General features: G+C 61.8%; 8 protein-coding genes. 5 read left to right on the forward strand and 3 right to left on the reverse strand.

All coding sequences use genetic code 11. From position 1 onward, the window contains the following. Nucleotides 1-28: 28 nt before the first annotated feature. Nucleotides 29-268 (reverse strand): DUF3203 family protein, encoded by a 240-nt coding sequence (locus ACZ445_RS13355; protein ID WP_058425476.1) that lies wholly within the window; start codon nt 266-268, stop codon nt 29-31. A gap of 121 nt (nt 269-389) precedes the next feature. On the opposite strand from ACZ445_RS13355, the gene ACZ445_RS13360 reads away from it, so the two are divergent. Further along, nucleotides 390-881 (forward strand): MgtC/SapB family protein, encoded by a 492-nt coding sequence (locus tag ACZ445_RS13360; RefSeq protein ID WP_464708437.1) that lies wholly within the window; start codon nt 390-392, stop codon nt 879-881. Here ACZ445_RS13360 and ACZ445_RS13365 read toward each other — a convergent pair. Next, the gene (locus ACZ445_RS13365; RefSeq protein ID WP_179028410.1) at nt 859-1,035 is read right to left on the reverse strand and encodes a hypothetical protein; all 177 of its coding nucleotides are present in this window, start codon (nt 1,033-1,035) and stop codon (nt 859-861) included. The genes ACZ445_RS13360 and ACZ445_RS13365 overlap by 23 nt on opposite strands. 205 nt (nt 1,036-1,240) lie before the next feature. Here ACZ445_RS13365 and ACZ445_RS13370 point away from each other — a divergent pair, with 205 nt between their 5' ends. The 4 genes from ACZ445_RS13370 (at nt 1,241) to ACZ445_RS13385 (ending at nt 10,197) form a co-directional block, all read left to right on the forward strand. Next, nucleotides 1,241-3,229: an alpha-1,4-glucan--maltose-1-phosphate maltosyltransferase gene (locus ACZ445_RS13370; protein ID WP_464708438.1), complete on the forward strand. Its 1,989-nt coding sequence runs from the start codon at nt 1,241-1,243 to the stop codon at nt 3,227-3,229. Nucleotides 3,230-3,397: 168 nt separating this feature from the next. Then, on the forward strand, nt 3,398-6,745 hold the full coding sequence (gene treS, locus ACZ445_RS13375; RefSeq protein ID WP_464708439.1) for a maltose alpha-D-glucosyltransferase: 3,348 nt from the start codon (nt 3,398-3,400) through the stop codon (nt 6,743-6,745). Continuing rightward, a complete protein-coding gene (gene glgB, locus ACZ445_RS13380; RefSeq protein ID WP_058425472.1) occupies nt 6,742-8,979 on the forward strand; it encodes a 1,4-alpha-glucan branching protein GlgB in 2,238 nt (745 codons plus the stop codon). The genes treS and glgB overlap by 4 nt, the downstream gene beginning before the upstream one ends. A gap of 90 nt (nt 8,980-9,069) precedes the next feature. After that, a complete protein-coding gene (locus ACZ445_RS13385; RefSeq protein WP_058425471.1) occupies nt 9,070-10,197 on the forward strand; it encodes a GGDEF domain-containing protein in 1,128 nt (375 codons plus the stop codon). 262 nt (nt 10,198-10,459) lie between these two features. On the opposite strand, the gene ACZ445_RS13390 is transcribed toward ACZ445_RS13385, so the two are convergent. Continuing rightward, entirely contained in the window at nt 10,460-12,640 is a 2,181-nt protein-coding gene (locus ACZ445_RS13390; protein ID WP_058425470.1) for a GAF domain-containing protein, read from the reverse strand. Nucleotides 12,641-12,730: the final 90 nt, after the last annotated feature.

Genomic DNA, 12,730 nt, shown 5'->3' on the forward strand with positions numbered 1-12,730 from the left:
CTGCAACGTATGTGTTGATACAGATCAATCAAATCAGCGAACCCGGTTCTTCGGCTTTCACATGCTGACGCCCATCGTGGGCCCCGGCGACCGTCAGCGCGTCGGCCTCGGCTTCGGTGATATAGATCCGCTCGGCGGCCAACTCCACGTAGGACATGGATTTGTCGGTGTCGGTCACGATATTGACCCGCGTCGCTGGCACGCTCTGTTCTTGGCCGTTGTCGTCGAGCATGAAGTAGCACAGTTGGTTTTCGATACGAATGGGCATGCCGATCTCCTTTCTCATGGGCTATGCAAGGTTAGGGGCCGGCGATGTGCAAGGGTTCCAGGCAACTGACTGGCGGTCGCCGCTGTCCATCCTTTACCAATAACGATAAAGGACAGCATCCATGGACGCCTGGTGGCATGAAGTGTGGCAAACCCTGCAGGCTGAATTCGCTGATATCGGCGACGCCAGGCAGCTCACCCAGATCACCGTGCGCCTGCTGATCGCCGCAGTGCTGGGCGGTATCCTCGGTTTTGAACGCGAGAGCAAGGGCATGGCCGCCGGGGTGCGCACCCATATGCTGGTGGCGCTGGGCGCCGCGTTGTTTGTGATGGTGCCGCAGATGTCCGGTAATCAGGCGGATGCCATGAGCCGGGTGGTACAGGGGGTGATTGCCGGGATCGGTTTCCTGGGCGCGGGCACCATCATCAAGGGCAAGGATTATGAAGACGGGCATGTCAAAGGCCTGACCACCGCCGCCGGCCTGTGGATGACCGCTGCGATTGGGGTCTCAGCCGGGTTGGGCCGGGAATCGACAGCGGTACTGAGTACACTCCTCGCCTTGGCGGTGTTCAGCGTGATGCCGAAGATCGTCAAGCGCTTTGAGAGGGACTGACAATCACCGGAGGCATGGTTGTTGGCGGTTCCTCCACCGGTGGCGGGATGTTTTCCGGTGGCTCTTTTTCCGGAATCGGCTCTGGCTCGGTCGGTGGCAAGGTCGGGTTATCGATATTCGGGTCCGGGGTTTCAGCCGGGATCGGGATATTCATCGGTGTGGCCTCCTTTGTGCTTTGCTCTATCGGTGGACAGCCGCCAGGGCGAATTGATTCCCCGCCCAATGGCGGCACATCCAGCTGAACTTTTAACCGGCGCGCAGGCTCGGACCTATGACGGCTCTGCTCAGGGAGAGCGCGGCCGTATCAGAATTCCGGATCAAGCAAAGAGCGTCCACAGGGCGTAAGGGGAAGATGCTCGATGACTGCTGAAACACAGGTTCCAGACCCATCCTCATTGCCGCTGTCCCAGGCGCTGTTGCTGCCGCGGATCGCGATCGAAAGCACCACCCCCGTGATCGATGGCGGCGAATTTGCCGTCAAGGCCGTGGTCGGCCAGCGGGTCAATGTCACCAGCAAGGTGTTTGCCGACGGCCATGACAAGCTGGCCGTGCTGATCCGCTGGCGCCCGCTGCAGGACGAAAGCTGGCACAGCGTGGTCATGACCGACGTGGGCAACAACGGTTGGGAAGGCGCGTTTACCGTGACCCAGCAAGGCCCCCACGAATACTGCATCGAAGCCTGGATCGACACCTTCGCCAGCTTTTGCTACGAACTGCGCAAGAAGCACGAGGCCGGTGTGCCCGTCAGCCTGGAGCTGCAGGAAGGCCGCAGCCTGGTGCTGCAGGCCGCTGAACGCAGTGACAACGAACTGCGCGACCGCCTGATGCTGCTGCACCACGAACTCTCCGGGCTGCTGGAAACCGAGCAGGTTGCGCAGTTCCTGCACGAAGACAGTGCACATTTGATGACCCAGGCCGATCACCGCGCCTACCTGAGCATCAGCACGGTGTACCCGATCGATGTGGAGCGCGAAGCGGCATTGTTTGCCAGCTGGTACGAGCTGTTCCCGCGCTCGATCACTGACGATCCTGCACGCCACGGCACCTTTAATGACGTGCATTCACGGCTGTCGATGATCCATGACATGGGCTTCGACGTGCTGTACTTTCCGCCGATCCACCCCATTGGGCGCAGCCACCGCAAAGGCAAGAACAACTCGCTGACCGCCGGCCCCGATGATCCGGGCAGCCCGTATGCGATCGGCAGCGAAGAGGGCGGCCATGAAGCCATTCACCCGCAACTGGGCAGCCGCGACGACTTCCGCCGCCTGGTTCAGGCCGCCGCCGAGCACGGCCTGGAAATCGCCCTGGACTTCGCCATCCAGTGTTCCCAGGACCACCCATGGCTCAAAGAGCATCCGGGCTGGTTCAACTGGCGCCCGGACGGCACGATCAAGTACGCGGAAAACCCGCCGAAAAAATACCAGGACATCGTCAACGTCGACTTCTATGCGGCGGATGCAATCCCGAGCCTGTGGGTCGAGCTGCGCGATATCGTGGTGGGCTGGGTGGAAGAGGGTGTGAAGACTTTTCGCGTTGACAACCCCCACACCAAGCCGCTGCCGTTCTGGCAATGGCTGATCAGCGATGTGCGCGCCCGGTACCCCGAGGTGATCTTCCTCGCCGAGGCGTTCACCACGCCGGCGATGATGGCGCGCCTGGGCAAGGTCGGCTACTCCCAGAGTTACACCTACTTCACCTGGCGCAATACCAAGGCCGAGTTGAGCGAGTACCTGACCCAGTTGAATGAATCGCCGTGGCGTGAATGCTACCGGCCGAATTTCTTCGTCAACACGCCGGACATCAACCCTGGCTTCCTGCATGAGTCAGGGCGCCCGGGCTTTTTGATCCGTGCCGCGCTGGCAACCATGGGCTCGGGCCTGTGGGGGATGTATTCGGGTTTCGAGCTGTGCGAAGCGGCCCCGGTGCCCGGCAAAGAGGAATACCTGGATTCGGAGAAATACGAAATTCGCCCACGGGATTTCACTGCCCCCGGCAACATCATCGCCGAGATCGCCCAGCTCAACCGCATTCGTCGGCAGAACCCGGCACTGCAGACACACTTGGGGCTGAAGCTCTACAACGCCTGGAACGACAACATCCTGTATTTCGGCAAGCGTAGCGAGGATGGCAGCAACTTCATTCTGGTGGCGGTCAACCTGGACCCTTACAACGCCCAGGAAGCCAATTTCGAGTTGCCGCTGTGGGAGTTGGGGTTGCCGGACGATGCCCAGACCCAGGGCGAAGACTTGATGAATGGCCACCGCTGGACCTGGTATGGCAAGCACCAGTGGACACGCCTGGAGCCGCAGATGCCGTTCGGGATCTGGCGTATCACCACCTCTTAAGCCCGCGCGGTCAATGTGGGAGGGGCGGTGCGACGATTCGACTTGCCCCCGATTGCGGTGTGTCAGCCACAGCTTCATCAACTGACACACCATCATCGGGTGCAGGTCGAGTCGTCGCACTGCACCTCCAACATTGACCGAGTGGTTCAAGTATTTCAGGAGTTTCCAATGGCGAAGAAACCCAACGCTGCCACTTTCATCAAGGACCCGCTCTGGTACAAGGACGCGGTGATCTACCAAGTTCACGTCAAATCCTATTTCGACTCCAACAATGACGGTATCGGCGATTTTCCCGGCCTGATCGCCAAGCTCGATTACATCGCCGACCTCGGCGTCAACACCATTTGGCTGCTGCCGTTCTACCCCTCGCCACGCCGCGACGATGGCTACGACATCGCTGAATACCGAGGCGTACACAGTGACTACGGCACCATGGCCGACGCCAAGCGCTTCATCGCCGAGGCGCACAAGCGCGGCCTGCGGGTGATCACCGAACTGGTGATCAACCACACCTCCGACCAGCACCCCTGGTTCCAGCGTGCGCGCAAGGCCAAGCCCGGTTCGGCTGCGCGGGACTTCTACGTGTGGTCGGATGACGACCAGAAATACGACGGCACGCGCATCATCTTCCTCGATACCGAGAAGTCCAACTGGACCTGGGACCCTGTCGCCGGTCAGTACTTCTGGCACCGTTTCTACTCGCACCAGCCCGACCTCAACTTCGACAACCCGCAGGTCATGAAAGCCGTGCTGTCGGTGATGCGTTACTGGCTGGACATGGGCATCGACGGTCTGCGCCTGGACGCGATCCCCTATTTGATCGAGCGCGATGGCACCAACAACGAAAACCTGCCTGAGACTCACAATGTGCTCAAGCAGATCCGCGCCGAGATCGACGCCCATTACCCCGACCGCATGCTGCTTGCCGAAGCCAATCAATGGCCGGAAGACACCCAGCTCTACTTCGGTGACAAAAAAGGCGATGACGGCGACGAATGCCACATGGCTTTCCACTTTCCGCTGATGCCGCGCATGTACATGGCCCTGGCCCAGGAAGACCGCTTCCCGATCACCGACATTCTGCGCCAGACCCCGGAGATTCCCGCCAATTGCCAGTGGGCGATCTTCCTGCGCAACCATGATGAACTGACCCTGGAAATGGTCACCGACAAAGAGCGCGACTACCTGTGGAACTACTACGCCGCCGACCGGCGTGCGCGGATCAACCTGGGGATTCGCCGCCGGCTCGCACCGCTGATGGAGCGCGACCGCCGCCGTGTCGAGTTGCTGAACAGCCTGCTGCTGTCCATGCCAGGGACTCCGACCCTGTATTACGGCGATGAAATCGGCATGGGCGACAACATCTACCTGGGTGACCGCGATGGCGTGCGCACGCCGATGCAATGGTCCATCGACCGCAACGGCGGCTTCTCCCGCGCCGACCCGGCCAGCTTGGTGCTGCCGCCGATCATGGACCCGCAATATGGCTACCAGTCGGTCAATGTGGAGACCCAGGCCCAGGACCCGCATTCGCTGCTGAACTGGACCCGGCGCATGTTGGCGGTGCGCAAGCAGTCCAAGGCCTTTGGCCGGGGTAGCCTGAAGATGCTCTCGCCGAGCAACCGGCGCATCCTGGCCTATACCCGCGAATTCACCGGTGAGGACGGGCGCAACGAGATCATCTTGTGCGTGGCCAACGTGTCGCGCAGTGCCCAGGCGGCGGAACTGGACCTGTCGGCGTTTGCCGGCATGGTGCCGGTGGAGATGCTTGGCGGTAATGCGTTCCCGCCCATCGGCCAGCTGAATTTCCTGCTGACCCTGGCGCCCTACGGCTTCTATTGGTTTGTCCTGGCGCCGGAAAACCAGATGCCCAGCTGGCATGTGGAACCGGCCCAGAGCATGCCGGACTTCACCACATTGGTATTGAAAAAACGCATGGAAGAATTGTTGGAAGAGCCTTGCCGAGCGTCCCTGGAGCAGACCGCTCTGCCGGCGTGGTTGCCCAAGCGCCGCTGGTTCGCTGGCAAGGACACGGCCATCGACAGCGTGCGCATTGCCTACGGCGTGCGATTCGGCGACCCGCAGCATCCCGTGTTGCTCAGCGAGGTTGAGGTGACGGCGGCAGGCCAGGTCAGCCGTTATCAGTTGCCATTCGGTTTCCTCGGTGAAGACCAGTTCACCAGCGCCTTGCCCCAGCAATTGGCACTGGCCCGTGTACGCCGGGTGCGCCAGGTGGGATTGGTGACCGATGCCTTCAGCCTTGAACACTTTATCCGCGCGGTGATCCAGGGCTTGCAGGCGGGCACCGTGCTGGAGACCGGCGACGGTGAGCTGCGGTTTGCGGCTACTGCGCACTTGGCCAAGTTGCAACTGACGGATGAGTCCGAGGTGCGCTATTTGTCGGCCGAACAGTCCAACAGCTCGGTGGTGGTCGGTGAGAGCCTGGTGCTCAAGCTGATCCGCAAAGTCGCCTCCGGCGTGCATCCGGAACTGGAAATGAGCGCTTATCTGACGGCCGCGGGTTACCCGAACATTTCGCCACTGCTGGGGTCGATGGTGCGCCACGACGCCGAGGGCCAGGATAATCTGCTGATGATTGCCCAGGGCTACCTGAGCAACCAGGGCGACGCCTGGAGCTGGACCCAGAACAACCTGGAGCGGGCGATCCGCGACGAACTGGCCGAGGCCATTTCCGAGCAGGAACAACACTACAACGCCCTGGGCGAGCTGGCGGATTTTGCCGGGTTGCTCGGCCAGCGTCTCGGCGAAATGCACCAGGTGCTCGGCGCCAAAACCACCGACAAGGCCTTCAAACCCGAAGTCACCACTGCCAAGGACACCCAGGCCTGGGCCAAGGATGTCGGCGCGCAACTGGAGCGTGCGCTGCACTTGCTCAAACTTCATCAAAGCCAGTTGAACCCGGCGGATCAAGCGCTGGTCAGTGATTTGCTGGCGCGGAAAAAAGCCATCGCCAGCCATGTGCAGGCCTTGGCGAAAGCCACGGCGGGCGGGTTGCGCATCCGCGTGCATGGTGACTTGCACCTGGGTCAAGTGCTGGTGGTGAAGGGCGATGCTTACCTGATCGACTTCGAGGGAGAACCGGCGCGGCCGCTGCACGAACGTCGCGGTAAGCACAGCCCGTACAAAGATGTGAGCGGCGTGTTGCGCTCCTTCGACTACGCGGCGGCGATGGCTTTGAATGTTCAAGGGGTGGATCACTCGCCCGAGGCGGACCAGGCGCGCAGACGCGTGACAGAGCGCTACCTCAAGGAAGCACGCCAAGCCTTTATCCAGGCTTATCAGACGGCGACGTCTACACTGGCGCATGACTGGCAGGATGCCAAAGGCCAGGACGCCGCGCTGACGTTGTTCAGCCTGGAGAAGGCCGCGTACGAAGTGGCTTACGAAGCGGAAAATCGCCCGACCTGGTTGCCGGTGCCCCTGCAAGGGTTGCACGGACTGTTGAGCGCTATTGCACCTATATCGAACACTGCACGCGGTGGGGAGACGTCATGAGCTTTACACATAAAGAACCGCTGCAACCAAAACTGACTGCATTGCCGGCGTCCAAGGACGTCGAAGCGCTGGTACGCGCTGAACACCACGATCCGTTCTCGGTACTGGGGCCGCACGATGATGAACACGGCGGTCAGTTTATCCGCGCGTTCCTGCCCGAGGCCTTGAGCGTGCAGGTGCTGGCACGCGACGGCGGCGAGACGCTGGGCAGCCTGGACGCGAGCCAGGTGCCGGGCTTGTTTGTCGCTCAGTTCAAGACCCGTCAGCCGTATCTGTTGAAGATCCAATGGGCCGGTGGTGAGCAGATCACCGAAGACCCGTACAGCTTCCAGCAATTGCTGCTGGGTGAAATGGACCTGTACCTGTTCGCCGAAGGTAATCACCGCGACCTCGGCAGTTGCCTGGGCGCCCAAGTGACCAGCGTCGATGGCGTGGCGGGCGTGCGCTTTGCTGTGTGGGCGCCGAATGCGCGGCGGGTGTCGGTGGTGGGCGACTTCAATATCTGGGACGGTCGGCGTCATCCGATGCGCTTGCGCCATCCTTCCGGCGTGTGGGAGATCTTTATCCCACGCCTGCAACCGGGGGCGGCCTACAAGTACGAGATTCTCGGTGCCCATGGGATCCTGCCGCTCAAGGCCGACCCAGTGGCGCTGGCCACCCAGTTGCCGCCGGACACTGCCTCCAAGGTGGCCGAACCGTTGCAGGTGGACTGGCAGGATCATGAATGGATGCAGTCGCGGGTCGACAAGCAGAAGGCCACCGCGCCGCTGTCGATCTATGAACTGCACGTGGGCTCCTGGCAGTGCGAGCTGGACGAGGCGGGCGAAGTGGCCCGTCAATACAACTGGCGTGAGCTGGCTGAGCGCCTGATCCCCTACGTGCAGCAACTGGGTTTCACCCACGTCGAGCTGATGCCGATCATGGAACATCCGTTCGGCGGCTCCTGGGGTTACCAGGCGTTGTCACAATTTGCTCCCACAGCGCGGTTCGGTTCGCCGCAGGATTTTGCCTACTTTGTCGATGCACTGCACCGAGCGGATATCGGCGTCATCCTCGACTGGGTGCCGGCGCATTTTCCTACCGATACCCACGGACTGGCGCAATTCGATGGCACCGCGCTGTACGAATATGCCAACCCGTTGGAAGGCTTCCACCAGGATTGGGACACGCTGATCTACAACCTGGGCCGCACCGAGGTGCACGGCTTCATGCTGGCTTCGGCGCTGCACTGGCTCAAGCATTTCCACATCGACGGCCTGCGCGTGGATGCCGTGGCATCGATGCTCTACCGCGACTATTCGCGCAAGGCCGGCGAATGGGTGCCGAACCGACATGGCGGCCGTGAAAATCTCGAAGCCATCGACTTCCTGCGCCATCTGAACGACGTGGTGACCCAGGAAGCACCGGGTGCGCTGGTGATTGCCGAGGAATCCACCGCCTGGCCGGGCGTGAGCCAGCCGACCCAACAGGGCGGGCTGGGCTTCAACTACAAATGGAACATGGGCTGGATGCACGACTCCCTGCACTACATCCAGCAGGACCCGGTGTACCGTGCCCATCATCACAACGAACTGAGTTTCGGCCTGGTGTATGCCTGGTCCGAGCGGTTCATCCTGCCGATCTCCCACGACGAAGTGGTGCACGGCAAGCACTCGCTGATCGACAAGATGCCCGGCGACCGCTGGCAGAAATTCGCCAACCTGCGCGCCTACCTGGCGTTCATGTGGATGCATCCTGGCAAGAAACTGCTGTTCATGGGCTGCGAGTTCGGCCAATGGCGCGAGTGGAACCATGACCAGCAACTGGACTGGTATTTGTTGCAATACGCCGAGCACAAAGGCGTGCAAAAGCTGGTGGGCGACTTGAACCGGCTGTACCGCGAAGAGCCGGCCTTGCATGAGCAGGACGACGCACCCCAGGGCTTCCAGTGGCTGATCGGCGATGACGCGATCAACAGCGTCTATGCCTGGCTGCGCTGGAGCAAGGACGGCAAGCCGGTGCTGGTGGTGGCCAACTTCACCCCGGTGCCGCGTGAGGGTTACGCGGTCGGCGTACCTTTTGCTGGGCGCTGGAGCGAAGTGATCAACAGTGACGCCGATATGTACGCAGGTTCCAATTACGGTAATGGGGGCGAGGTGTTCACCCAGGATGAACCCCGTCATGGTCAAGCGGTGTCGCTGTCGCTGAATCTGCCGCCCCTTGGCGTGTTGATTCTGCGTCCGGAAGCGCTTTAAAGGCTCTACTGTGCTGGATTCTGTTGTCCACGCTACTGGCAGGGTGCCACAATGGCGCCTTTGTCGTAGCAGTCGAATCAGGCGAATTTCATGAATGGCCTTGGGCGTGGGCAGGACCAGGATTGCTTTATAGAGGAGCAGGTGCGGACTGATCGTTTGCACCAGCTGTTCCGGCAGTCATTTGCCGCCATCTTCGGCAGCTACCTGGGCGCCATGATGCTCTGCTGGCTGTGTTGGGAGCGGTTTGATCATCAAGTCATGCTGATCTGGCTATTGACGCTGGCAGCCTCGACGCTGCTGCGACTGCAGATGTTCATGGAGTGGTTTCGTTGCCCCAACGCCGAACGCACTCCGGATCGCTGGGAGCGCCGCTACTGGACCACGCTGATGCTGTCGGCCGGTATCTGGGGCTTTGGCGCGTTGGCGGTGATGCCCACCGATGACCGGCTCTCCCAGGCCCTGGTGATGCTGTTCACCGTGGGCATGTCGGTGAGCGCAGTGTCGTGTTACTCGGCGTATCGCTATATGACGCTGGGGTCCATGGGTCTGGTTTTATTGCCTTGCACCCTATGGTTACTGTTCCAGCCTTCCTCGATGCAGGTGGGTGTGGCCGTTGCGGTACTGGTGTTTTCCACCTTTGTGGTGAGCGCCACGCGCAAGTTGTCCGATGCCCTGGAAAAAGCCTTTCGCCTGACCCGGCAAATGGAGCGTGCCCACAACATTTCCACCCGCGCCGCACAGACCGATGAACTCACCGGTCTGATGAATCGCCGCGCCTTCTTCGAGCATGCCCAGGTGTTGTACGAACAATGCCGGCACAATCGTCAGCCGCTGTGTGCGCTGATGATGGACATGGACCACTTCAAGGAAATCAACGACACCTACGGCCACCAGGCCGGTGACCAGGTGTTGCGCCAGATTGGCGGGGTGATCAGCGCTTCGTTCCGCCAGGCCGATGTATACGGCCGCTTGGGGGGCGAGGAGTTTGCGGTGTTGCTGCCTAACACTTCACTGGAAACCGCCCGGGTCATCGCCGAGCAGTTGATCAAGGCGATCTCCGGCCTGTCCTCCGCGCCGGTGCATGGGTTGACCGCCAGCCTCGGTGTGGCGTCCACCCATCCCGAGGTTCAAGACCTGCACGGCCTGATGAATACGGCTGACAAGGCGCTGTATCGCGCCAAGGCCCAGGGCCGCAATCAGGTGGCGGTGGCGGAGTAAGACTTCAAATTGTGGCCGGCCGGCTTCCTTGGCAACCAGGCCTGTGTGGTGAACAGGCTTGCTGCGGTGAGCGGGCTTGCTGTGGTGAACAGGCTTTTTGTGGTGAGCGGGCTTGCCCCACGTTGGGCTGCGCAGCAGCCCCAATCCCAACACCTCGGTCTACCTGAAACAGCGATGTGGCCCTGAGAGAGGGAGCCGCTTCGCGCCCCAGCGCGGGGCAAGCCCGCTCACCACAGGCGCCCGCGTTCACCACGGATGTTCGCTAGGGCATCGCCTTGGTCAGTGCCCGCGCCACCTGATCGGCCGAGTAGGGCTTGGCCAGGAACTCGAACCCTTCGTAGCCGCTGTCGGCCAGCTCTTCGCTGTAGCCGGAAGTCAGCACCACCGGCAAGTCCGGGCGCCGCTGACGCAGTACCTTGGCCATGGCCACGCCGGTCATGCCGGGCATCACCACATCCGAAAACACCCCATCGAAGGCCAGGGCATCGGCGCCGGCCAGGGTCAGTGCCTGTTCGGCATCGGTGGCCCAGGTGGTGCGGTAGCCCAGGTCCTGGAGGATCTGGTTGGCGAAGCGGCCCACTTCCAGGTTGTCCTCCACGATGAGGATATGTCGCTGCGCTGCGGTGTGGACCGGCGCAAGATCTTCTTGCTGCTGCACGTTGGGCACTGCTTGCGGGGCCACTTCCGGCAGGTACAAGGTAAACACCGTGCCCTGGCCCACGCGACTGGCCACGTCGACGTTTCCACCGGACTGCTTGGCAAACCCGAACACCTGGGACAAGCCCAGGCCAGTGCCTTTGCCGACCGCCTTGGTGGTAAAGAACGGCTCGAAAATGCGCTCGAAGGTATCGCCCGCAATACCACTGCCGGTGTCGGTCAGGGAGACGCTGACAAATGGCTGGAGCGCCTGCGCATCGCCGCGGATGCACGGCAGTGCGTCGAGCGTGGCGACCCGCAGGGTCAGGGTGCCCTGGCCGTCCATGGCATCCCGGGCGTTGAGGGCGATGTTGATCAGTGCGGTTTCAAACTGGCTGGAGTCGACCCGCACATGGCAGGGGCGCTCTGGCAATTGCACGTGTACGCGGATGCGTGCGCCGGTGACGCTTTCGAGCATCTCGGCGATGTTCTTGACCCGCTGGCCCGCATCGAAGACTTCCGGGTTCAGCGGTTGGCGACGGGCGAAGGCGAGCAACTGGCTGGTGAGCTTGCTGGCCCGCTCCACCGTGTCGGACACCGCGCCCATGTAGCGTTGGCGGCGTTCTTCGGACAACCCCGGCTGGCGCAGGAAGTCCACCGAGGAACGAATGATGGTCAACAGGTTGTTGAAGTCGTGGGCCACGCCGCCGGTCAATTGGCCGATGGCTTCGAGTTTCTGCGACTGGTGCAGTGCCGCTTCGGCCTGGGTGAGGGCAGCGGTGCGTTCCTGCACCCGTTGTTCCAGGGTCGCATTCAGTTCGGTGAAGGCTGCCAAGCCTTCGCGCACGGCGGCGTCTGCGCGTACACGTTCGATATGCGCCCAGGAGCGCTCGGTAACTTCCCCCACCAAGGCCAGGTCATAAGGCGACCAGACCCGGGCCACTTTGTCATGCACGGCCATCAAGGCGGTGAGGCGGCCGTGCTTGATCAGCGGGAAACACACGGTGGCCAATGCGCCCAAGGCCTGATAGCTGGCCGCGTCTTCAAGGGTGAACTCGAGGCGATTGTCCTGCACCACCAGCGGCTCGCCGGCGCGCAGACGTTGCACCGCCAATGCGCCGAACGAGGCCAGGCTGTAATGACCGACGATGCTCGGCGAGCCCGGCGCTGCCCAGTTGCCGCGAATGGTAAAACCGTCTTCGTCGGCATCCATGTCGGCATAGGCGCAGTTGGAGACTTGCAGGTGCTCGGCCAGCAGGCGGGTGGTGGTGGCCATGATGTGTTCGGCATCGGTGGCGGTGGCGACCGCATTGCCGATGGTGTCCAGGGCCGCCAGGCGCTGGGTGAGAAACACGGTGGTGGTGGTTTCGGTGACCGTGTCGAGCATGCCGACGATCTTGCCATTGGGGTCACGGATCGGGCTGTAGCAGAACGTGAAGTACGCCTGCTCCGGCCCGGCGCCCCGTTCGATCACCAAGGGGAAGTTCTCGATATAGGTCGCGCGCCCTTCGAAGGCCGCGTCGGCGATCGGGCTGATCTGGTCCCAGACTTCGTGCCAGGTTTCGCTGAAAGGGCGGCCCAATGCGTCGGGTTTATCGCCCAGGATCGGAATAAACGCGTCGTTGTAGAGCGTGATCAACTGTGGCCCCCAGATGATGGCCTGGGGGAAGCTTGAGGCAAAGCACAGTGCGGCCGTGGTCTTGAGCACATCCGGCCACTGTTCCAGCGGACCCAGGGGCGTACTCGCCCAATCATGCTGTCGCACCCGCTCAGCCATCTCGCTGCTGCTTTGCAGCCAATTCATCATTGCAAGAACACCTTGTTTACCGCGGTCTGTTTAATGCCTGGAAGGGAGGGCCTGACAAGCAACAGACCGGAAAGCCCGCTGGCAGTTCAG

The organism is Pseudomonas allii, assembly GCF_055380095.1.

Excerpts from the sequence above, each read along its gene's own strand:
- ACZ445_RS13360 (WP_464708437.1), top strand. The coding sequence starts at position 390 with ATGGACGCCTGGTGGCATGAAGTGTGGCAAACCCTGCAGGCTGAATTC.
- glgB (WP_058425472.1), top strand. The coding sequence starts at position 6,742 with ATGAGCTTTACACATAAAGAACCGCTGCAACCAAAACTGACTGCATTG.
- ACZ445_RS13365 (WP_179028410.1), bottom strand. The coding sequence starts at position 1,035 with ATGAATATCCCGATCCCGGCTGAAACCCCGGACCCGAATATCGATAAC.
- ACZ445_RS13370 (WP_464708438.1), top strand. The coding sequence starts at position 1,241 with ATGACTGCTGAAACACAGGTTCCAGACCCATCCTCATTGCCGCTGTCC.
- ACZ445_RS13390 (WP_058425470.1), bottom strand. The coding sequence starts at position 12,640 with ATGATGAATTGGCTGCAAAGCAGCAGCGAGATGGCTGAGCGGGTGCGA.
- treS (WP_464708439.1), top strand. The coding sequence starts at position 3,398 with ATGGCGAAGAAACCCAACGCTGCCACTTTCATCAAGGACCCGCTCTGG.
- ACZ445_RS13385 (WP_058425471.1), top strand. The coding sequence starts at position 9,070 with ATGAATGGCCTTGGGCGTGGGCAGGACCAGGATTGCTTTATAGAGGAG.
- ACZ445_RS13355 (WP_058425476.1), bottom strand. The coding sequence starts at position 268 with ATGCCCATTCGTATCGAAAACCAACTGTGCTACTTCATGCTCGACGAC.